The sequence below is a fragment of the Eggerthella sp. BIOML-A4 genome, assembly GCF_009875575.1.
In the GTDB taxonomy this organism is placed as follows: Bacteria; Actinomycetota; Coriobacteriia; order Coriobacteriales; family Eggerthellaceae; genus Eggerthella; species Eggerthella lenta.
The window spans coordinates 240,824-261,420 of the sequence record NZ_WWRX01000008.1; the positions used below are offsets into that span (position 1 = coordinate 240,824).

Sequence of the window (20,597 nt, forward strand, 5' to 3'; positions counted from 1 at the left end):
GGGGCCGGGGCCCCGGCAGCGGCCCGGGAGCGTGGTCCCGGGCCGCCTGCCCGCCTACTGCTCGCGCCGCCCGCGCACGAGGATCGTCTGGTGCGGACGGAGCTTCGCGGCGAGGACGTCGGCTCCGTCGGCGGCGCTCACGTCGCCCGCCTCCACGAGGCGCTCCAAGCCGCTGCGCGAAACGCCCAACTTGGCCCGCAGCACCTCGGCCAGGCGCAGGCCCGCAAGGTCGCCGCCGTCGATTTCAACCCGACAGTCCTCGCCGCCGGCGGGCCGGTCGCCTTCGACGACGAAGGCGACCTTGCCCCGGCGCGCGCCGTTGCGCCTGAGCAAGCCGACGTCGAGCGCGCACCACAGCGCCATCACGGGATCGTTGCCCGTGAACCGCTCGAGCTCTTCGCGGTCGATGCTTCCCGGACGCCCACGGCTGATCACGGCGCTGTTCCACACGCTTCCGCACGTGGCGCACCGGTAGATGAGCCACACGTCCAGACGTTTCTTCTGGGCGTTCACGCGAAACAGGCCCGTGGACGCGAACTCCGCGTCAGCACCGCAGGTCCCACAAGGGCGCAGCGCGACCGGCGCGGCGGTCGCCTCCACGCGCCATATACTCGTTTTCATGATGGTTGTTGCCTTCCTTCGCAATCCGAATACGTTCGAAATGGAAGGTGGGCACGGGCGGCACCACGCCGTTATTCAGCTTTTTCATACAGGGAACCTCTCTGATTGTCTGTGCATCTCAACCGGACGGCCCATCGCAAAACGGCCGCTCGCAGCGGCGGCAGGCGGACGGGCAGCGCCCATCACGAAGCGGCCGCGCGCGGCGCGGCAGCGGATGGGACGGATGTGTCGCGTGGTTTAGCGGTTGGGAGGAACAGTCATGAGAGGAGAGCCTTTCGTTGGGTTGCGGGCCATGAGGCCCGGGCCGCCATCATACCGGGCGACCCGCCGCGCGTCAACCGAGCGCTCTCAGCCGCGCGCGTCGAGCGCGGTTACCAGCTTCCGGAACGAGTCCTCGCACAGGCAGTGCTCGAGGCGGCACGCCTCCTCGTCGGCGACGACGGCCTCCACGCCCGCAGCGCGCAGCAGAGCGCGGAAGAACGCATGGCGTTCGCTGACGCGCTCGGCCACGGCGCGCCCCTCGGCGGTGAGCCGCACGTCGTGGGCCACCACGTGCACGAGCTTCTGGCGCTCCAGCTTGGACAGCGCCTTCGACACGCTCGCCTTCGACACGCCCAGCCGGCCGGCTACGTCCACGGCGCGGACGTAGCCGTGCTCGCGCTCCAGCGCCAACACGGCTTTCAGATAGTCTTCGGCAGACTCATGAACAGGCTGCTTCACCTGCACCTCCTCTCCGCGCGGGCGGCCGCCGCGCGCGCAGTGCGTTTCCCTTCCCTCCGGTATAGCAGAAACGGGCCGCCCGTTCCGCTCCAAACAGCCGCGCGCCTACTCCGATCGGACATTTCGCAGGCGGCGCGCGACGGCGCGCGCCCTACCCCGCCAGGCGCCAGCCGGCGGCTTCGCGTCGCAGGTTCACGAAGTCGCGGTAGAGCCCCTGCTCGCCCATGAGCTGGTCGTGCGTGCCCCGCTGCACGATGCGGCCCTCGTCCACCACGAGGATCTGATCGGCGCCGGCCACCGTGTTCAGGCGGTGCGCGATGGACACGAGGGTCTTGCCGCGCGTGAGCTCGCCGATGGCGGCGATCAGCTCGTGCTCGTTCTCAGGATCGACCGAGCTCGTGGCCTCGTCCAAGATGACGATGGGCGCATCCTTCATGATGGCGCGCGCGATGGAGATGCGCTGGCGCTCCCCGCCCGAGAGGCTGGCGCCGCCCTCCTCGAGCACCGTGTCGTAGCCCTGCGGCAGCTGCATGATGAACTCGTGGCAGCGGGCGCGCCTGGCGGCGGCCTCCACGTCGGCATGGGTGGCGTTCGGCATGCCGAACTTGATGTTGTTCTCCACGGTGTCGTTGAACAGATACACGTTCTGGAACACCATCGACACGTGCGCGAGCAGGCTCTCGGCCGTGCCCTTGCGCACGTCCTGGCCCCCGAGCAGCACCGCGCCGGCGTCCACGTCCCAGAATCGGGCCATGAGGTTCACGAGCGTCGTCTTGCCCGAGCCGCTGGGCCCCACGATGGCGCAGCTCGTGCCCTGCGGGATGCGCAGCGACACGTCGTCGATGACGCGCCGGTCGGCGTCGTAACCGAACGAGACGCCGTTCATCTCGATGCCGAAATCGGCGGGCGCGAGCGGCGCGTCCGTCGCGTTCTGCTTCGGGATGTCGCACACCTCGTCGACGCGGTCGAGCTCGCCTTCGATCTTCTTCGTGAGGAACGCCGCATCGTTCGCGTGGATGAGCTCGCCGTAGATCATGAACGCGGCCACGAGCAGCGTGAGCGCCCACGACAGCGGCAGCGCGCCGTTCAGGTACAGCGCGCACGCGGTGAACAGCACCGCGCAGCTGGCCAGGTTGAACACGAGCGCGTACAGCTTGAGGATGCCCTGCGCGGCGGCCTCCTGATGGTAATCGGCCGCGCGCTTCTGCTGGAACGACGCCTTCGCGGCGGCCAGCGATTCGTCGGGCGTGGCGAACGTGCGCAGCACGGCCATGCCGCGAGCGTACTCGATCACCTTGTCAGCCATGGCCTCCTGCGCGGCGGTCACCTCGCGCGTCACGCTGGTGGCGCGGCGGCGCAGCACGTTCAGCACGCACAGGCCCGCGGCGATGCCCGCGAACGTGATGGCCGCGATGGGCCAGGCCACGGCGAGGAAGAACAGGCTCATGATCACCGCCATGGCCACGCCGCCCGTCAGACCCGTCAGGCAGATGGTCATGAACTCCTCCAGCTGGTGCACCGTCGTGGTCAGCGTCGTGGTGACGGCCGACAGGCGCTGCTCGGAGAAGTAGCCCATGGGCGCGGCCTTCAGCCGGTCGCCCACGCGCAGGCGCAGGTCGCGGAAGATGTGGAAGCCCTGCGCGTCCATCGTGATGTCCACGAGGTACTGGAACACGTACTGCCCGATCACGCTGACAGCCAAGATGCCCAGGCATTGCAGCGCCACGACGGCGTCGAGGTGGTCGCGGTTCTCGAGCGCCCAGAACACCGCGCCCAGCATACCGGCCATGAAGAACGCTTTCAGGATGTTGCACACCATGCCCCACGTCAGGCTGCGCCGCGCCGCCGGAGAGAAGCTGCCAGCCAGGTCGAGCACGCGTTTGATGAGCGCGAACATGCTACATCGCCTCCTTGATATCGTTGTCGCCCGTCGTCGAAACGTCAGCGAGGGTTTCCCCGGTGCCACCGGGGGAAGCCGCAGCGTCGGCCGGTTCCGCTGTTCGTAGAACAGCGGAACTTCTGTGCTGCTCCCACATGCGACGGTACAGCGGGCAGCATTCCAGCAGCTTGTCGTGCGTGCCGCGGGCGACGATGCGGCCGGTGTCCATGACGAGGATCTGGTCGGCGCCCGTCACGGTGGACAGGCGGTGCGCGATGGTGACGAGCGTCTTCCCGACCACGAGCTTGCTGATGGCGCGCTCGACGAGCGCCTCGTTCTCGGGATCGGCGTAGGCCGTCGCCTCGTCGAGGATGACGATGGGCGCGTTCTTCAAAATGGCGCGTGCGATGGCGATGCGCTGCTTCTCGCCGCCGCTCAGCCTCTCGCCCGCCTCGCCGGCGCGCGTGTCGTAGCCCTGCGGCAAGCGGCTGATGAACTCGTGGCAACCCGCCGCGCGGGCGGCGGCCTCCACGTCGACCTGCGAAGCGGCAGGACGCCCCATGCGAATGTTGTCGGCAAGCGTGCGGTCGAACAGGAACGTGTCCTGCGCCACGTAGGAGATATGCTCCATGAGCTGCTGGTACGGGATGTTCCGCACATCGACCCCGTCGAACGCGACGCGCCCGTCCGTTGCATCCCAGAACCCGGCCATGAGCTTCGCCACGGTCGATTTGCCCGAACCGCTGGGCCCCACGATGGCCGTGATCTGCCCGGGATGCGTCTCGAAGCTGACGCCGTGCAGCACCTCGGCCCCCTCGTGGTAGGAGAACGACACGTTCTCGAACGCGAACGACTCGCCGTCCAGCCGCACGCGCTCGGCGGGGCGCACGAGCTCGGGCGTGCCCAGGAAGTCCCAGATGACGTTGAGGCACACGTCCATGCGCGAGATCTGGCCGCCCGCCTGCGCGAACTTCAGCAGCGGCGCGATGAAGCCCAGCGGGATGACGATGCACGTCAGGAATATCGGCAGCGTCAGCTGGCCTGCGGACATGAGCCACACGCCCAGCGGCAGCGACACGAGCAGCGTGCACGGCACCACCGACTTGACGGCCGCCATCCACACCCAGCTCTGCTTGAACCACGCGAGCGTCGAGTCGTGGTACTCGGCGACCGCGGTGGAGAATCCGCCGTACGAGCTGGCCGTACGCCCGAACGCCTTGATCACCTGGATGCCGTTCACGTACTCCACGAGCGACGAGTTCATCCGCTGCTCGCTGCCGATGTAGCGGGCCATCTTCGGCTTGTAATCGCGCATCATGGCCGCATAGAACAGCACGCCCAGAGGGATGGTGGCCAGCCCGGCCAGCCCCATGCGCCAGTCGAGCGCGAACACGATGACCATGGCCAGCAACGGCCCGAACACGTTCGACGGCAGCTCGGGCATGAAGTGGGCGATGGCGTCTTCCAGCTGGTTCACGTTGTCGACGAAGCGGTTCTTGAACGTGCCGGTGGGCGTGTCGATGATCGTGCCCATGGGAACGCGCTCCATCTTCTCCGCCATCTGGTCGCGCATGGTGGCCAGCGCCTTGAACGCGATGCGGTGGCTCATCATGGACGAGCGCCACGTGCAGAAGAAGCGCGCGACGTGCGCGAGCGCGGCGACGGCCGCCAGGAGGGCCGCGCGCTCGAACGTCAGCGTGCCCTCGATGAGCCCCGCCGCCAACAGCGCGATCACCACGTAAGGCACCATGCCCACGGCCTCGCCGATACAGGCCAGCACGAGCGAGCACACCATGCGCCCGCGATCCGGCCGCATGAAGTAGTACAGCTTCGCGAACGCGCTTGGCCGCACGTCGCGGTTCGCCGGAGAAACTTCCATTGGTCAACTCCTCAAGTTAGCTTTATCAAACTTCGCTCAGAATGCCCGAAACGCGCGCCCGCCGGCACAGGATCGAGGGACTCCCGCCGCATCGCGGCACCGAAACGACTATTCGGGGTTGCGGAGCGCACTCGCATCGCCAGGGCCGTCGAAGCCGACCTCGACCGCCGACCCGCCCTCGCCGATGCGCAGCACCCGGTCGCACGCCGCCAGCAAGAACTCGTAGTCGTGGGTGATCACCACGATGCCGCGCCCTTCTTCGGCCAGGTCCCGCAACAGCTGCGCCACGCCCATCATCGACGCCCAGTCCAAGCCGCTCGTGGGCTCGTCGAGGCACACGACCTTCGCATCCTTCATGTAGGCCACCGCGATGGACAGCCGCTGCTTCTGGCCTCCCGACAGCGATGCCGGGTGACGGTCCTCCAGCCCCGCAAGCCCCATGCGCGCAAGCGCTGCGCGCGCTCGCGCCGTGCGCGCCTCGTCGGCACGCTCGCCCAGAAGCAGCTCGGCTTCGACGCTTTCCGCGAACAGCTGGCAATCCGAATCCTGCATGACCAGGTAGCTTGCCCGCACGCGCTCCTTCGGCCGCAACGCGACGCCGCCGATGGACACCGTGCCCGCACACTCCGTCTTGAGACCGCACACGAGGTCGATCAGCGTGCTTTTGCCCACGCCGTTGCGTCCGACGATGCCCACGACCTCGCCCTCCCGCACCGAGAACGACGTTCCCTTCAGCACGGGCGGCGCGCCCCGATAGCCGAAGCTCACGTCGCGCACTTCAAGGACCGCAGGCCCCCGGGCCTCCGCGCGCGGCACGGCGCGCACCTCGTCGAGGCTCGACGCGCGCAAGCCCAGCTCGTGCGATGCCTCGGGCGTAAGACGCGCCAATTCTCCCGCGGCGAAACGCCGCTCCACGCGCCCTGCACGCAGCAGCAGCGCCTCGTCGGCAAGGTCGGCCAGATAGTGAACCCGATGCTCGGACACCACCACGGTCACGCCGCGGTGCAGCAGCGTCTCGACGATGGTGCGCAGCCGAGCGGTGGCCACCTCGTCGAGGTTCGCCGACGGCTCGTCCATCACCACCACGCGCGGGCGCATCGCCAGCACCGACGCAACCGCCACCGCTTGCTTCTCGCCGCTCGACAGGTCGAAGATGCTGCGGTCCATCAGGTGCGCGACGCCGCACGCTCCGGCCGCTTCGGCCACGCGTCGGCGCATCTCGAGCGCGGGAACGCCGAGGTTCTCGCACGAGAACGCGATTTCGGACGACACGTCGGTGGCGAAGAACTGGCTGCGCGGATCCTGGAACACCGACCCCACCGCGCCGGCCAGCCGCTGCACGCTGACGGAAGCCGGCTCCATGCCGCACACGTCCACCGAGCCGTCGAGCGCGCCTCCCTCGAAGAAATGGGGGACCAGCCCGTTCAGCAGGCGCGTCGCAGTGGTTTTACCGCACCCGCTCGCGCCCAGCAGCAGCACGAGCTTCCCGCCGCCCGCGCGCAGGTCGAGGCCGCGCAGCGCAGGCTGGCCATCGTGGGCGTAACGAACCGTCGCACCTGCCACCACCACCTCGTTGGCCGTCATAGCACGTTCACCGCCCACGCGACATAACCGGCCGCCGTACAGACGAGCACCGCCGCCGTCACGAGCGCCCCCGACGCTCCGATGCGCACGTCGCGGTACGTCGTGCGCGCACCCACGAGGTCGAGGCCGCGCGTCATGGCGGAAGCGGCCAGATCGTCGGCGATTTTGATGGTGCGGATGATGAGCGGCACCAGCACGTACTCGAGCGAGCGGCCGGGATGCAGCACCAGGTTGCGCGCCGAGAGCTCCACACCGCGCAGCCGCATGGTGGCGCTGATCTTCCGGAACTCGTCGGCAGCCGTGGGAAGGTAGCGAAACACCACGGCGATGGTGATGACGAGGCCGCGCGGCAGGCGCAAGCGCTGCAGCGACGCGATGAGATCATCGATGCGCAACCCCACCGACATCCACATGATCAGCGCAAACGTAGACAGCGAGCGCGCGAAAATGAAGAAGAGAAAACCCACCATGCCCGCCACCGTGGCGTTGGGGATGAACCCCGCGCCCCACTCGGCAAGCGCCACCGCCGCGAGCACGGCCACGAATCCCAGCGCGCGACGCGCCTCGCCCGACAGCAGCCACAGCGCCGCGATAATCGCATAGCACCACAGCAACAGGGCACGATGCGGGCTGAACAGCGCGGCCGACCCCACCACGAGGACGATAAGCAGCTTCATCCGCGGGTCGAGGTTTCTCACCGCCGGCACGCCCGATCCCCCGTCGCGAGGCACGGCGGTCGCGTTCTGCATGCGCGCGGCCTCCATATCAGGCGATCCCCGCGCGTTCGAAGTGCTTCTTCAGCACAGCGCGTCCCAGCAGCGAGCCCAGAACGCCGCCAAGCGCGGTAACGCCCAGGCAGACGAAGAACAGAGGGCCCGCCACGATATCGAACACGCTGCCGTAGAACTCAGCCATCGTGGGCACCGAGTTCAAAAAGAAGTCCTTCATGAGCACGAGCGGGGCGAACGCGCCCAGATACCAGCCCACCATGATGGACGTGAAGCTGGCGGCCATGGTGGCGAAGCGCTTGCGGTTGGCGACGTTCCAGATAACCTCGCCAGCCAGCGCGCCCAATGCGATGACGAGGCCGGTAAGCCAAAAACTCATACCCACGAGCAGCCCCACGAGCACGCCCGAGATGAGCACGACGCCGCGCTTGTTCACCTTCGCGTACATCAGCATGAAGATGATGCCCAACGGGATGGCCTGGATGCCCAGCGTGAAACACCAGCCGATGGGCGTCGAGCCCGCAATCATGCCGATGCTGAAATACACCACCAGTTCCAGCACGGTGAGCACCGCGATGGTCACGAAGTCGCGCACGTTCAGGCGCTCGTTGCGCGCTCCCGGCCGCTTTCCCGCGGGCACGGCCTCGGTTTCGGGCATGGCTTGCGCCTGCCCTGCGTTCTGTTGCATGGCGTTTCCTTTCAAATGTTAGATTAGGGTAACCTTTGGTTCGAGAAAAGGCGGATCCCGTCCGCCTCGTCTTCCGTTTCCTCACCGCATGTTAGAAGCCGAACACCACCTGCCAATTGAAGAACCCGGCGATGCGCTTGCAGTATCCGAGCGCCTTTTCCAGGGGGAACCCGTGGACGAGGGGCTCGAACACGGTGGACCAGTACGCCGTGAGCAGGATGTGCAACTCGTCGGCGTCGATGTCGCTCACCGGCAAATCGCGCCGACGCGCCTCGTTCACGAACTCCATGCACAACGCCGTGTTGCGCGCCACGAAGTCGTGAAGGAAGTTCGCATAGGCCGTGCCCTCTGCACAGCACAACAGGAGCCGCATCCCTTCGTAGCGCTCGTAGAAGTAGATCATCCACTGGCGATGGATATCTTCGGACAGAGCCCACAGCTCGCGAAGGTTCTTATCGTCCATGAGCGCGTAATCGCGGCGCTTCGCCTCTTCCTCAAGCGCGCGGATGTCGGCGAGCGTGGGAGCTACCACGGCTTCGAACAGATCGGCCTTCCCCTTGTAGCGTTTGTAGAGCGCACCCGTCGTCACGCCGGCGTCCGCGCAGATGCTCTGCAAGGACGCTCCCTCGAAGCCGCGGGCGAGGAACTCCCGCCGTGCGCTGTCGAGGATGCGAGGGTCGATGCTCGCGTCGGATTTCGACAAGCTTCCAACCGCCTTTCCCTCTACTGATAATTTCATTATCGATAATGTGATTATCAGTATAGAGGCGCTCCGGGCGGATTGCAAGCCCGAACTTGCGGCGCGGTTCGCGATCGACAGCGCACGGGCAATCGGCTCGCCCGCCTTCCCCGTCGGGTGCCTAGCCTTTCAGCTCCACGACGGCATCGCCGGCGAGAGCGGCCAGCAGGTTGTCGTGGGTGATGATCGCCACGGCCTTGCCGCCGGCGGCCAGGGTGCGGCACCACGCGGACACCTCGCGCACGCCGCGGCCGTCGAGGCCGCTCGTGGGCTCGTCCAGCACGATGAGGTCGGCGTCCGAGCAGTACGCCGCCGCCAGCGTCACGCGCTGCTTCTGACCGCCCGACAGGCTCGCAGGATGTCGATCGGCCAGATCGACCAGGTCGAACGCCTCGAGCGCCTCCCATGCGCGCGCCTTCAGCGCCTCGTCCACGCGCCGCCCCAGCACCACCTCGTCGGCCACGCTGCCGGCGTACAGCTGGTAGTCGGCGTCCTGCATGACGAAGTAGCTGCGCCGCCGTCGCTCGCGGCGCGGCACGGGGCGGCCGTCGAACGTCACGCGCCCCGCCTGCTCGCGCGTCGCGCCGCACAGCACCTTCGCGAGCGTGGTCTTGCCCGCCCCGTTCGGGCCCTCGATCACCGTCACCGCCCCGCAGGCGAACGCGGCATCGAAGTCGCGGATGCCCCGCTTCGTGGACGGGTAGCGGTACGTCAGCCCCTCGACCCGCCAACCGCTCGCTGCAGGCGCAACGCCGCCGACGCCCGGCGCGGGCGCGGCCATGTCCGGATGCCGCAAGCCGTATGCCGCCGCGTCCTCCAGCCCGAGCCGTGCGAACGCGTCGGCGCTCCACCGCTCAACGACGCGGCCGGCGCGCAGGCACACGTAGGCGTCGGCCACCGGCAGCAGCTGGTGGAGCCGATGCTCGGATACCACCACCGCGGTGCCGCGGCGCTTGAGCTCGGCCAGGATGCGCACGAGCGCCTCGGAGCCCTGCGCGTCCAGGTTGGACGTGGGTTCGTCCAGCACGAGCACGGCCGGACCGCACGCGATGGCGGCGGCGAGGGCCACCCGCTGCTTCTGGCCGCTCGACAGCTCGGACAGCTTCTCGCCCAGAAGCCCTTCCACGCCGCACGTCTCGGCGGCGGCATGCACGCGGCGCACGGTTTCGGCGGGGTCCACCCCCAGGTTCTCGGCCGAAAACGCGATCTCGTCACCCACCGTCCCCATGAAGAACTGGCTGCGCGGGTCCTGCATCACCACGCCGAGGCGCTCGGTGCGCTCCCGCGGTGCGAGCCGGCGCACGTCGGCGCCGCACACCTCCACGACGCCCGTCAGATCGCCGGGAAAGAACGTGCCCGCCAACCCGTCCACCAGGCGCAACACGGTGGACTTGCCGTCGCCCGAGCGCCCGCACAGCACGAGGCAGCGGCCGGGAGCCACCGACAGCGACACGTCGTCCACGCGGCTGCCCGATGCGGGCGCGGCAGAACCCGCTTCCGCTTCCAACCCCCGCTCGGATTCGTCCACGTAGCGAAACGAAGCCCGGTCGAGCAGCACGGCCGCCGCCCGCTCGCTGTCCTGCGCTTGCGCCATCACGCCACCTTCCCCCACACGCACAGCCCCGCGCACACGGCCAGCACCGCCACGGCGGCAAGGGCGTCGCGCGCCTCGAATCCCACATGATGCACCGACGTGCGCACGCCGTCGGCCTCGATGCCCCGCAGCTCCGCCGACGCGGCCAGCTCGGCCGACAGGCGCAAACAGCGCATGACAAGCGGCGTGTAGCAGCACTCGTAGGCGAGGGCGGGATGCAGCGCCACGTCGATCGCGCGCGGGAACACCCCGCGCAGCCGGATGCCGCGCACGATGGAGCGCGCCTCGAACGAGAGCACCGACGCGAAGCGGAACAGCATGCACACGCCCACGAGCACGCGCTGCGGCACGCGCCACCGCGCGAGCGCGCACATGATAGCCGAAGGAGACAGCGAGAACAACGCGCAGCCCGCCGTGAACGGCGGCACCATGTGCAGCAGGCTCACGAACAGCACCCCGTACAGCCCCGGCAGCGGCAGGAAGCTGAGGCCCGCGACGACGGCGAAGCTTGCGCACGAGCGCAGCGCCAAGCGAGCGCGCCCGTTGCCCGCCAGGTACAACGCGGCAGCCACCTGCAACAACGCCGTCTCCAGCAAGCCGGTGAGCACGATGGACGCAACGCCGAACGCCACGACGGCCAGCAGATGCGTGCGCGGGTCGAGGCCGAACAGGCCCGCGCGCAGGTCGGGGCGCGCGAAGGGGCGCGCTTGCGAGCTCGTCTCCATCGGGCGCTTACGCGATCTTCGCTTTGCGGACGTGCTTCTTCAGGAACTTCGCGCCGATGACCGCGCCGAGCGCCGTACCGGCGGCGAACATCGCCAGCATGAGCAGGATCCACGGCAGCTCCGTGTACTGCGACACCATGGCGGCCACGTCGCTCGCGCTGTAATACGCGCCCAGCTGCTCCATGTACGCATCCTTGAACAGGAGATACGGGATAATGCCGTAACAGGCGAACGTCGCCCAGTACACGAAGAAGCCCACGGCCGAACGCACGATGCTGCGGTACGACCCCTTCCCCCACATCACCAGCTCGCCGATCACGGCGCCCACCACGGCCACGGGCGCGCAGTACAGGCCGCCCATGAACGTGTACAGGACGCCGAACAGCAGGATGGAGCCGCCCAGCACGCCGCGTTTGCCGATGCGATCGGCCATGACCAGGTAGAACGGAGTGGATACCAGCGGGAACAGCCACGATCCCACGAAGAAGGTGTTCTGCGGCGAGAGCACCGCGTCCTCCGCCAGCTTCACGACCATCGTCGCCACGATGATGACGATGTTGAAGATGACGAACGTGAGCACATCCCGCGTCGTCCACCGGTTCGCCGTCGCGGAAGCCGCCCTCTCCCCCTGCGTGTTTGCCACGTTCGATGCCATTGCGCACGCTCCTTTCCCGTCGAACGCCGCCAACCGGCAGCGCGTTGTTAACCCTCGGTAACTTTTTGGTATAATGAGCGAATCAGCCGGACGGCAGCAGCGACGACGGGCGCGCGCGACGATTCACGGCAGCGAAACGACCGTTTCGGGCAGTGCGGAACGCACGCGATCGGCAGCCCGGGGGCAGACGGAGGAGGAAGCGAATGCGCAGCATCAAAGACGACATGTACGACGAGGCGTTCCGCCTCTGGGACATGGTGCCCGCCGGCACGGTGCCGGGATACGGTTCGGCGGGCAGCGTCTACCGGTTCGCGAACGGCTGCGGGCACGGCGAATACTGGGCCTACTTCCACGACAACCTCTTCGCCGTCAACGCCTTCGACATGACGTTCGAGCACGCCGGCGTCATGCGCTACCGCCACGCCGAGCACCTGTCCATCGGATACTACGAAGCCGCCGACCTCATCGTGCAGAGCGGCGGCAGCACGCTGCGCGCCGGGGCCATATCCACCTACCTCGCCGAGGAGGGCGCCGAGTACGTGGCGCTCTACCAGCCAGGATCGGCCACCCGAGCGACCTCCATCACCATCTCGCCCGACTACTATCGCGACTATCTGCAGGCCCGCTTCGGGAACATCCCCGACGTGCGCCGCGCCTTCGCGCTGGTAGACGGGCGCACCGACTTCCCCGAGCTGGTAGCCCTGTTCAAGCAGGTGCGCGCCTACCAGGGCACGGGCATGGCGGCCACCCTGTTCTACGAAGGGGCGGTGGCCGAGGCGCTTGCGCTGGTCATCGAGCGCGCGGCGATCATCGAGGCGGAGCGCGCCGAGGGCAGCGTGTTGACGCTTTCAAAGGAGGACCGTGCAGCCCTCGACGACCTGAGCGCCTACATCAGCGGAAATCTTGCGGGCGCCCTGTCCTGCGAGGAGCTCGCGCGCCGCGCCTGCATGGGGCGGACGAAGCTGAAGGCCGCGTTCAAGGCGGCGTACGGCACCTCGCCCGCGGCGTTCGTCGCGGACGCGCGCATCGAGCGCGCCATCGAGCTGCTCAACTCCACCGACGAGCCCATCGCCCACATCGCGCGCGCCGTGGGCTACCGCAAGCCCGGCGCGTTCGCCGAAGCCTTCCGCCGCCGCACCGGCGTGCCCCCCAGCGCCTACCGCCGCCGCAGCGCCTGAGCGGAGGCGATCGAGGGATCGTCGAGGGTCGCGCCTCGAATGAAACCAGAACGAATGTTTCACGTGAAACATTCGGACGCCCGGATGCCGACCCCTTGCGCAGCTCGGGGAGAACGACGCAAGGCGAGGAGCGCAACGTCCGCGGGTCCTGCGCTGCCGCATACGTTGCGCGTCTGGCGCTTTTTCGGATCCGTGCTTGACGAACCTCCGACACTCGGGTATATGTTATCCAAAGCTAACTTATAGGCGCATCCGACACCCGCGGAGGCGCTGCCCGAGGGAGGCCGCATGGAAGCAATCGAGCAGGAATTATCGCCTTGCGAAGCGTTCGAACGCAAGCTGGTGCACCACTGCACCCCCACGCTCGCGGCGCTCAAACCCGCGAACCTGTTCACCTGCCGCAGCACCCTCTCCCCCACGGCCGTCCAGCACGGACGGCGCCCGACCGCGGCGGCCCTGCGCGACGACCAGCTGTCCGACGCGCTGCGCGCCTGCCGCGCCAAGCTGGCGCCGCACGGCGTGCGCATCGAGGTGCTGGCCCGCCGCACGAGCGGGGCGCTCGTGTACGTGTACCGGCCCCGGCTGCTCACGCGCGCCATCCAGCAGGAGCAGGTGGCCGCGTTCCTGACCGCCGAGGGCTACGACCCCTCGTCGCTGTCGGCCTGCATCGAGAAGCTGCACAAGCGCATCTGCGGCACCGACCTGCAAAGCCAGATGACGGGACGCTGCTCGTTCCCGCACGAGATCGGCTTCTTCCTGGGCTATCCCTACGAGGACGTCATCGGCTTCATCGACAACGAAGGCGAGAACTTCCTGTGCAGCGGATGCTGGAAGGTATACGCGAAAGAGCGCGACGCCCAAACGTGCTTCTGCTGCTACAAAAACTGCACCACCATGTACCAGCAGCTGTTCGACGAGGGCGTTTCCATCGAATGCCTCGCCGCGGTGGACGAGGACTTCCCCGCCGCCGAGGCGTTCCGCGCGGCCGGCTAGCGCGCGAGCGGACGGCACGTGAGACGCGGGACGCGGCTCTGTTGAGCGAGGTGCGCGGCGCGGCTTCGTCGCGCACCTCGCTCAACAGAGAGCGCATGCGACATCCCTCGACACGAAGGAGATACCCTATGAGCAAGGTTGCAATCGTCTACTGGAGCGGCACGGGCAACACCGAGGCCATGGCCGACCTCATCGCGCAAGGCGTGCGCGCGGCCGGCGGCACGGCCGACCTCGTGCATGCCGCGGACTTCACCGCCGAGCGCGTGGAGGACTACGACGCCCTCGCCTTCGGCTGCCCCGCCATGGGCGACGAAGAGCTGGAGGATATGGAGTTCCTCCCGATGTACGACCAGGTAGAGCCCCATTTAGCCGGTCACAAGGTGGTGCTGTTCGGCTCGTACGAGTGGAACGACGGCGAGTGGATGGAGCTGTGGGAGAAGCGCGCCGAAGAAGCCGGCGTCGACGTGGCCGATTCCGTGATCGCCTACGACTACCCCGACGACGAGGCCAGCGCCGAATGCCTGCGCGTCGGAAACCTGCTGGCCGGCTAGCAGACACGCGAACGGCCCGGGACGCGCGCCTGCCGCGCGACCCGGGCCGCCTGCGCGTTACGCCCGCGCGGCTTCCCCCTCCTCGATCGCGGCCGTCCGCGCGCGGCCCTTCCCCATCCCGCGGCACGTGCGCACCATGAGGGCGACGGCGATCAGCGCCAGCAAGCCGTCGGTGATCGCGCAGGCCAGCCACACGCCGTGGATGCCGAGGCCGCCCAGGTTCGGCACGATCAGCACGAGCGGCACGAACAGCAGCAACGGCCGCGCAAGCGCGAGCAGCGCCGCCAAACCGCCCTTCCCCAACGACTGGAACAGCGTGATGCCCATCACCATGACGCCCATCGCCAGATAGGCGACGAAGAACACGCGGAAGTCGTCAACGCCTTGCGCCACGAGCGCCGGATCGGTGATGAACAGCGACAACGCGGCCTCGGGGAACAGCATGGCGGGTATCCAGAACAGCAGCGCAAGCCCCGTCGCCCCCAGCGAGAACGCCACTGTGCACCTTCTCACGCGGTCGTACAGCCCGGCGCCGTAGTTCGTGCCCGCCGCGGGCTGGAAGCCGTTGCTCATGCCCCACAGCGGGATGAACGCGAACGACTGGATGCGCAGCGCCGCGCCGAACAGCACCTGCCACTCCGCGCCGCCCCACTCGGCCGCCGCGCGGTAGATGATCGCCTGCTGGACGAGCGTGAGCATCTGCATGAGCATGGCCGACACGCCCACCTTCGCCACCTCGGCCAGCACCGCGCGCGACGCCGCCACGCGCACGATGCGCGCCGTCTTCTCGCGCTTGACGAACCACCATAGCATCACGCCCGCCAGCACAGCCTGCGACAGCACGGTGGCGCACGCGGCTCCTTCCAGGCCCAGCCCCTGATCGCGCAGCGCGAGGATGAACACCGGCGCGAGGACCATGTTGAGGATGGCGCCGCCGGCCATGATGCCCATGGCGCGGGCCAGCTCCCCCTCGCCGCGCATGATCATGTTCGAGCTTTGGGCGAAGTTCACGAACAGGCTGCCGAGGAATATGATGCGCAGGTAGCACTCCCCCAGGTCGAGCATGGCGCCTTCCGCGCCCGTGAGCGCGAGCAGCGGGCGGGCGAACGCGACGCCCACCACCGTCACGGCGAGGGACAGCACGAGGTTCATGACGACGAGGTTGCCCATCACCTGGTCGATGCTCTTTTGATCGCGCGCGCCGATGGCCCGCGACAGCACGGAGGCCGAGCCCATGCCGATCATGGCCGCCAGCCCCGAGTTGATGAACGTGAACGGGTATGCGATGGACACCGCACCCATCGCGTCAACGCCGATCAGCTGACCTGCGTAGATCGCGTCGACGAACGTGTACAGGCCGATGACCACCATGCCCACGATAGCCGGCAGGCTCAACGACACCATGAGCCTGCCGGGCGATCGGGTGAGTATGAGCTCGCGTTTGTTTTCTGATGATGCCATATATGCTCCTATCGCTCTATCATGTTATCCTGGTCTAACTTAGAGACGAGCGCGTCCGGGCGCAAGGGCGGGCGCGCAAACGCGTTGGAACGGAAGGAGGGCGCGTTGATTCGCGCAGACGGAAATCGGGACGGCACGGCTGCCGCATGCGCCGACTACGACATCATGCGCGAGGTGTTCCTCCCCTGCCTCGCCGACATGCAGATGGAGGAAACGTGCGCGGCGGACGTGGGCGCGCCCGAACGCGAGGGGCGCATGTTCCGCATGCCGCGCGACGTGGCCTCGGGATACTTCTGGCTGTACGCCGAGCGCGATTTCGCCATCTCGGCGACCGACATGCTGTTCCCCCGCGACTTCCGCGAGCAATGCCGGCATCCGCGCTTCGTCTCGGTGCGCTACTACCTGTCGGGAAGCTGCGTCGAGAGCGTCACGAACCGCACGGTGGAGGCACCTTACCTGGAGGGGCACGTTCTGGACACGCCGCATTGGGACTGCCTGTGCCGGGCCGGCACGCCCATCCGCAACGTCGAGATCATGCTCGCCCCGCCGTTTTACGAGCAGTATTTGCGCGAGGTGTACCGGGATGAGGCCTTCAGCGCCGAGGAGGCGTTCGCCAGCATCGACGGGCTTTCCGACTTCCCCGAGATGGTGGTGCTGCTCAAGCAGGTGGAAGCCTACCGCGGACGCGGCGCGTCGGCGCGGCTGTTCTACCGCAGCAAGGTTGAGGAAGCGGTGGCGCTCGTCGTGGACAAGTCGCGCGCGATGGCCGGCGAGCGCGCCAGCGAACTGGCCAGCGAGGACATGCACGCCATCGAGCGCGTGCGGCGGCGCCTGGAGCAGCAGCTGGCCGCGCCCGTGGACGCCGACGAGCTGGCCCGCATCGCCTGCATGGGCCAGACCAAGCTGCGGCGCACCTTCAAGCAGGCGTGCGGCTGCACCATCGTGGAGTACCGCCAGCGCTTGCGCTGCGCGAAGGCCGCCGAGCTGCTGGCCGCCGGCGACGCGCCCGTGGCGCAGGTTGCCGCAGCCGTCGGCTACCGCCCCGAGCGCCTGGCCGAGCTGTTCGCCCGCACCCACCACACCACCCCCAGCGCCTACCGCGCCGCCATGCGCTAGGCGCTCCGGGGAGGCGCGGGAGGACGTTACCCCAGGAACAGCGACGATACGTGGAACACGACGAACGCGAGCGCGAGCGATGCGCAGAAGTAGAACGCGATCATGAGCGCCGTCCACTTCCCCGAATGCGTCTCGCCGTAGGTAGCCGCCACCGAGGCCATGCATGGCACATTGAAGGTGAACGCGAACATGAACGCGAGCGCCTCGGGCTGCGAGATGGCCGACGCCATCACCTGGCCGATGTCGGCGGCCACCGGCCCCATGCCGCCAACGGCCGTGGTGAGCGTCCCCGTGCCCAGAAACAGCCCCGACAGCACGCCCAACGCCGACTCCTTGATGGCCATCGCGCATAGGTACGCCATGAACGTCTGCCACCCCAGGCCGAAGAAGCTGGTCACCGGCTCGATAGCCTCGCCGATCGCGTACAGGGCCGTGTTCTGCGGGTTGCCGTCCGGGCTGTAGACGAGCAGCCACACCACCGCGGTCACGATGAACACCACGCGCACCGCTCGCTTGAACACGTGCTTCGAGCGGGCGATCGCCGTCGAGAACACGTTCTTCCAGCGCGGTGCATGGTACGGGGGCAGCTCCATGACCAAACCGGCGCGCTCGTCGCCGCTCACGAGGTGCGGCCCGAACAGCTTTCCCACGAGGTACATGAGCAGCAACGAGGTCAGGAAGATGGCCACCACAACGACAGGCGACCACGGCCCGAAGAACGCCACCGCCAGCACCGGCACGACGCCCCAGGTGGAAGCGCAGGGCACCGCCCATGCCATGGCGACGGTCAGCACGCGCTGACCCCATGAGTCGATGACGCGGGTGCCCGACGCGCCGCCGATGGTGCACCCCAGGCACACGACGAACGGCATGATGGACTTGCCTTGCAGGCCGAAGCGCGCCATCGTGGAGTCGAACACGTACGAGATACGGGCCATGTAGCCCACTTCCTCGAGCGCGCCGAACACGAGGTTGATGCCGAACACGAAGCCCACCATCATCGTGGCGAATCGCAGGCTGTCGAACAGGACGCCGCTCACGAAGCTGCCCAGCACAGCGGGCGCTCCCAGGGCGACGAGCCCTGCGGCCGCGTACTCGCCGATGAGCGAGAACAGGCCGCCCACCGCCATGATGGGCATGGCGGGGACGAACGTCGCCAGGAGCCCCACCAGGATGATGCCGATGGCGAGGGGCTTGCCCCAGCGCGATCCCGTGGCGATGCGGTCGAATCTCGAGAGCGTCGAGCGGGTGCGGGAACCCCGAACGGCGCCGTCGAGCACCCCGTCGATCCATGAGAACTTGCACGTCCCTCCACGCTGCACGCCGTGCTCGATCGGCTCGAGCGCGGCCGCCAAGCGCGCTCGATCGCGTTCGTCGAGCGCTTCGTCGACCAGCGCGCGGACCGGAACGTCGCCCTCGAGCAGCTTGCCCGTCAGCCAAGCCGGCGTCAGCGCGCCGACGCTCCGCTCCGGCACGAGGGCGCGCACGTCGTCGTAGACGGCTCCGAACTCGACGCGGCACGCCTCGGCCAGCGCGGTCGCATCAAGCGCATGAGGGTCGGCGATGGCACGATCGAGCGCCTGATAGAACAGGTCGCAGTGCGCGCGATCGGCCGCGACGAACGGCACGACCGGTATCCCGAGCCTGCGCTCCAGCACCTTCGCGTCGATGCGCTTGCCCTGGGCCTCGGCGACGTCCATGAGGTTCAGCACGAGCATGCAGGCGCAATCGACGCCCGCGAAGTCGGCGAGCATGTACAGGCTTCGTTCCAGCTGCGAGGCGTCCGCGAGCACGCATACGACGTCGGCCCTGCCCGAGGCGATGTAGTCGCGCGTGACCACTTCCTCCTCCGAATTCGCCGAGAGGCTGTAGGTGCCGGGAAGATCGCACACCGCGTAATCGACGCCGCCGCGCGAAAAACCGCCCTCCTTCTTCTCCACCGTCTTGCCCGGCCAGTTCCCCACGCGCTGCCGCGAACCGGTCAGCGCGTTGAACAGGGTTGATTTGCCCGAGTTGGGCTGACCGAGCAAGGCGACGGAGCAGGTGGGCGCCCCGGAGACCACCGCTGCGCCCGATGGCGCGGACACCGCGGCGTCCAGCTCTTCGAGCACCGCCTCCCGCGCGCTCACGAGCGCACCTGCACGTCGATGCGGGCGCAGTCTTCGGCATCGACGGCTATCACGCTGTCGCGCCCGTACACCAGCACCGGTCGCTTGCGCACGTTCTGCAGCACCTGCACTTCGCAGCCCACGGTCAGCCCGATGGACGTGACGCGTCCGACGAACCGCGCATCCCCTTCCACTCCGGATATCACAGCCACGTCTCCCGTGGCCGCATCGCTCAATTTGCTCATGATTTCTCCTTGTCGTACCTAGAGGTCGCGCGACAAGGGTAAGGGTTTGCGATCGCTCCACTCAACTCCATGCGTCTTCTTCTGCTCCAAACGCAAACGAGTTAGCCATTTCTAACTACCGGCGGGATACAATAGGAACGAAGGACCGACCGACAGGAGGCCACCACGAACGTACTCGAACCATTCGGCACCTTGCAGCTCGACCGCGGCATGCGCGTGGTTGTCGAGCCCGGCGGCGCCCACACGCTGCTCGTCGAGAACGAGCAGGGGCGCGGCCGCATGACAACGCTCTTCGCCTCGCCGCGTCTCTTCATCGCAACGGTCGATTTCAACTTGGAGATATGCCCCATCCTCGTGAACGCCCAAGAGGTTCGCGGGTGCTGGATCACCCTGGACTACTGCCAGGAGGGACGGTGCGAGGTGGCCATGCCGGGCGAAAGCGCGATCATCGTGAAACCGGGCGACTGCTGCCTGAGCGCGTCGCGGCGCCTGCCGAGCGAATACCGGTACCCGCTCGGCCGATACCGCGGCATCAAACTGTGCTTCAGCGACGGGGTGACGAACGAGCCGGCGTACGGAGTGATGCGCGAGGCGGGTTTCTCTTTCGGCTCCTGGATCGAACAGCTCGACCCTGCGGTGCTGTTCGAGGGAGACGACCAGCTGAACGCGCTCATGGCGTCGTTCGAGGCGCTGGTGGACCCGTTCGATGCGCCGCGCAGCAAGCTGCGGTTCATGGAGGTGCTGCTGCACGTCAAGGCGCGGGGGTTGCCGACGGGGCGCCGACATTCGTATTACACGAAATCGCACATGCGCATCGCGCGGACGACGCATGATCGGCTGTGCGCCGATCTGGGGTGCGACTACCGGCTGCGCGACATCGCCGACTCGTTCGGCATCAGCGTGACCAGCCTCAACAACTACTTTCAGGGAGTGTACGGCGTGCCCGTTCCCACGTACCTGCGCGAAAGGCGCTTGCAGGAGGCCGCGAAGCTGCTCGAGGTCACCGACGAAAGCGTCGCCACCATCGCCGCACGGGTGGGCTACGCGAACCCCAGTAAATTCAGCGCCGCGTTCAAACGGCGCTACAACGCCACTCCCCGCGAGTATCGGACGGAACGGCGCTGAGGAGGAGC

Annotated in this window: 19 protein-coding genes; 5 read left to right on the top strand and 14 right to left on the bottom strand. The window is 67.8% G+C overall.

Features of this window, described 5'->3' with window-relative positions; translation table 11 throughout:
• Window positions 1-54 precede the first annotated feature (54 nt).
• From GT613_RS09610 to GT613_RS09660, 11 genes are all read right to left on the bottom strand, one after another.
• Complete coding sequence (locus tag GT613_RS09610; RefSeq protein ID WP_015759916.1) at window positions 55-621, bottom strand: DUF1062 domain-containing protein; 567 nt, start codon at window positions 619-621, stop codon at window positions 55-57.
• A gap of 348 nt (window positions 622-969) precedes the next feature.
• Window positions 970-1,341 (bottom strand): metal-dependent transcriptional regulator, encoded by a 372-nt coding sequence (locus GT613_RS09615; RefSeq protein ID WP_009305903.1) that lies wholly within the window; start codon window positions 1,339-1,341, stop codon window positions 970-972.
• Window positions 1,342-1,492: 151 nt separating this feature from the next.
• The gene (locus GT613_RS09620; protein WP_009305901.1) at window positions 1,493-3,238 is read right to left on the bottom strand and encodes an ABC transporter ATP-binding protein; all 1,746 of its coding nucleotides are present in this window, start codon (window positions 3,236-3,238) and stop codon (window positions 1,493-1,495) included.
• Window position 3,239: 1 nt separating this feature from the next.
• Window positions 3,240-5,099 (bottom strand): ABC transporter ATP-binding protein, encoded by a 1,860-nt coding sequence (locus GT613_RS09625; RefSeq protein WP_009305899.1) that lies wholly within the window; start codon window positions 5,097-5,099, stop codon window positions 3,240-3,242.
• 108 nt (window positions 5,100-5,207) lie between these two features.
• Entirely contained in the window at window positions 5,208-6,683 is a 1,476-nt protein-coding gene (locus GT613_RS09630) for an ABC transporter ATP-binding protein (RefSeq protein WP_035578755.1), read from the bottom strand.
• Complete coding sequence (locus GT613_RS09635; RefSeq protein WP_015759913.1) at window positions 6,680-7,432, bottom strand: energy-coupling factor transporter transmembrane component T; 753 nt, start codon at window positions 7,430-7,432, stop codon at window positions 6,680-6,682. The genes GT613_RS09630 and GT613_RS09635 overlap by 4 nt, the downstream gene beginning before the upstream one ends.
• A gap of 16 nt (window positions 7,433-7,448) precedes the next feature.
• Complete coding sequence (locus tag GT613_RS09640; RefSeq protein ID WP_009305896.1) at window positions 7,449-8,099, bottom strand: MptD family putative ECF transporter S component; 651 nt, start codon at window positions 8,097-8,099, stop codon at window positions 7,449-7,451.
• Window positions 8,100-8,190: 91 nt separating this feature from the next.
• On the bottom strand, window positions 8,191-8,802 hold the full coding sequence (locus GT613_RS09645) for a TetR/AcrR family transcriptional regulator (RefSeq protein ID WP_009305895.1): 612 nt from the start codon (window positions 8,800-8,802) through the stop codon (window positions 8,191-8,193).
• A 157-nt stretch (window positions 8,803-8,959) separates the two neighbouring features.
• Window positions 8,960-10,432, bottom strand: a complete 1,473-nt coding sequence (locus GT613_RS09650) for an ABC transporter ATP-binding protein (RefSeq protein ID WP_009305894.1) — start codon at window positions 10,430-10,432, stop codon at window positions 8,960-8,962.
• Complete coding sequence (locus GT613_RS09655; protein WP_009305893.1) at window positions 10,432-11,157, bottom strand: energy-coupling factor transporter transmembrane protein EcfT; 726 nt, start codon at window positions 11,155-11,157, stop codon at window positions 10,432-10,434. Before GT613_RS09655 ends, GT613_RS09650 begins: the two co-directional genes overlap by 1 nt.
• A gap of 7 nt (window positions 11,158-11,164) precedes the next feature.
• Complete coding sequence (locus GT613_RS09660) at window positions 11,165-11,812, bottom strand: MptD family putative ECF transporter S component (protein ID WP_009305892.1); 648 nt, start codon at window positions 11,810-11,812, stop codon at window positions 11,165-11,167.
• Window positions 11,813-12,015: 203 nt separating this feature from the next.
• Between GT613_RS09660 and GT613_RS09665 the strand changes: the two genes are divergently transcribed.
• From GT613_RS09665 to GT613_RS09675, 3 genes are all read left to right on the top strand, one after another.
• Window positions 12,016-12,990 (top strand): helix-turn-helix domain-containing protein, encoded by a 975-nt coding sequence (locus tag GT613_RS09665; protein ID WP_009305891.1) that lies wholly within the window; start codon window positions 12,016-12,018, stop codon window positions 12,988-12,990.
• Window positions 12,991-13,278: 288 nt separating this feature from the next.
• The gene (locus tag GT613_RS09670; protein WP_009305890.1) at window positions 13,279-13,983 is read left to right on the top strand and encodes a DUF3793 family protein; all 705 of its coding nucleotides are present in this window, start codon (window positions 13,279-13,281) and stop codon (window positions 13,981-13,983) included.
• A gap of 128 nt (window positions 13,984-14,111) precedes the next feature.
• On the top strand, window positions 14,112-14,534 hold the full coding sequence (locus tag GT613_RS09675; RefSeq protein WP_009305889.1) for a flavodoxin: 423 nt from the start codon (window positions 14,112-14,114) through the stop codon (window positions 14,532-14,534).
• Between the two features lie 57 nt (window positions 14,535-14,591).
• On the opposite strand, the gene GT613_RS09680 is transcribed toward GT613_RS09675, so the two are convergent.
• On the bottom strand, window positions 14,592-15,995 hold the full coding sequence (locus tag GT613_RS09680; protein ID WP_114516574.1) for an MATE family efflux transporter: 1,404 nt from the start codon (window positions 15,993-15,995) through the stop codon (window positions 14,592-14,594).
• A gap of 105 nt (window positions 15,996-16,100) precedes the next feature.
• Here GT613_RS09680 and GT613_RS09685 point away from each other — a divergent pair, with 105 nt between their 5' ends.
• Window positions 16,101-17,111, top strand: a complete 1,011-nt coding sequence (locus GT613_RS09685; protein ID WP_009305887.1) for a helix-turn-helix domain-containing protein — start codon at window positions 16,101-16,103, stop codon at window positions 17,109-17,111.
• 26 nt (window positions 17,112-17,137) lie between these two features.
• Here the strand turns inward: GT613_RS09685 and feoB are convergent, their stop codons facing one another.
• Both feoB and GT613_RS09695 read right to left on the bottom strand, forming a co-directional pair.
• Entirely contained in the window at window positions 17,138-19,240 is a 2,103-nt protein-coding gene (feoB, locus tag GT613_RS09690) for a ferrous iron transport protein B (RefSeq protein ID WP_009608168.1), read from the bottom strand.
• Entirely contained in the window at window positions 19,237-19,464 is a 228-nt protein-coding gene (locus tag GT613_RS09695; protein ID WP_009305885.1) for a FeoA family protein, read from the bottom strand. Before GT613_RS09695 ends, feoB begins: the two co-directional genes overlap by 4 nt.
• Before the next feature lie 210 nt (window positions 19,465-19,674).
• On the opposite strand from GT613_RS09695, the gene GT613_RS09700 reads away from it, so the two are divergent.
• Window positions 19,675-20,589 (top strand): AraC family transcriptional regulator, encoded by a 915-nt coding sequence (locus GT613_RS09700; protein ID WP_015759910.1) that lies wholly within the window; start codon window positions 19,675-19,677, stop codon window positions 20,587-20,589.
• The last annotated feature ends 8 nt before the right edge of the window (window positions 20,590-20,597 follow it).

Coding starts and splice junctions, on each gene's coding strand:
- GT613_RS09610 (WP_015759916.1), bottom strand. CDS start 621: ATGAAAACGAGTATATGGCGCGTGGAGGCGACCGCCGCGCCGGTCGCG.
- GT613_RS09620 (WP_009305901.1), bottom strand. CDS start 3,238: ATGTTCGCGCTCATCAAACGCGTGCTCGACCTGGCTGGCAGCTTCTCT.
- GT613_RS09625 (WP_009305899.1), bottom strand. CDS start 5,099: ATGGAAGTTTCTCCGGCGAACCGCGACGTGCGGCCAAGCGCGTTCGCG.
- GT613_RS09630 (WP_035578755.1), bottom strand. CDS start 6,683: ATGACGGCCAACGAGGTGGTGGTGGCAGGTGCGACGGTTCGTTACGCC.
- GT613_RS09635 (WP_015759913.1), bottom strand. CDS start 7,432: ATGCAGAACGCGACCGCCGTGCCTCGCGACGGGGGATCGGGCGTGCCG.
- GT613_RS09640 (WP_009305896.1), bottom strand. CDS start 8,099: ATGCAACAGAACGCAGGGCAGGCGCAAGCCATGCCCGAAACCGAGGCC.
- GT613_RS09650 (WP_009305894.1), bottom strand. CDS start 10,432: ATGGCGCAAGCGCAGGACAGCGAGCGGGCGGCGGCCGTGCTGCTCGAC.
- GT613_RS09655 (WP_009305893.1), bottom strand. CDS start 11,157: ATGGAGACGAGCTCGCAAGCGCGCCCCTTCGCGCGCCCCGACCTGCGC.
- GT613_RS09660 (WP_009305892.1), bottom strand. CDS start 11,812: ATGGCATCGAACGTGGCAAACACGCAGGGGGAGAGGGCGGCTTCCGCG.
- GT613_RS09665 (WP_009305891.1), top strand. CDS start 12,016: ATGCGCAGCATCAAAGACGACATGTACGACGAGGCGTTCCGCCTCTGG.
- GT613_RS09670 (WP_009305890.1), top strand. CDS start 13,279: ATGGAAGCAATCGAGCAGGAATTATCGCCTTGCGAAGCGTTCGAACGC.
- GT613_RS09675 (WP_009305889.1), top strand. CDS start 14,112: ATGAGCAAGGTTGCAATCGTCTACTGGAGCGGCACGGGCAACACCGAG.
- GT613_RS09680 (WP_114516574.1), bottom strand. CDS start 15,995: ATGGCATCATCAGAAAACAAACGCGAGCTCATACTCACCCGATCGCCC.
- GT613_RS09695 (WP_009305885.1), bottom strand. CDS start 19,464: ATGAGCAAATTGAGCGATGCGGCCACGGGAGACGTGGCTGTGATATCC.
- GT613_RS09700 (WP_015759910.1), top strand. CDS start 19,675: ATGCGCGTGGTTGTCGAGCCCGGCGGCGCCCACACGCTGCTCGTCGAG.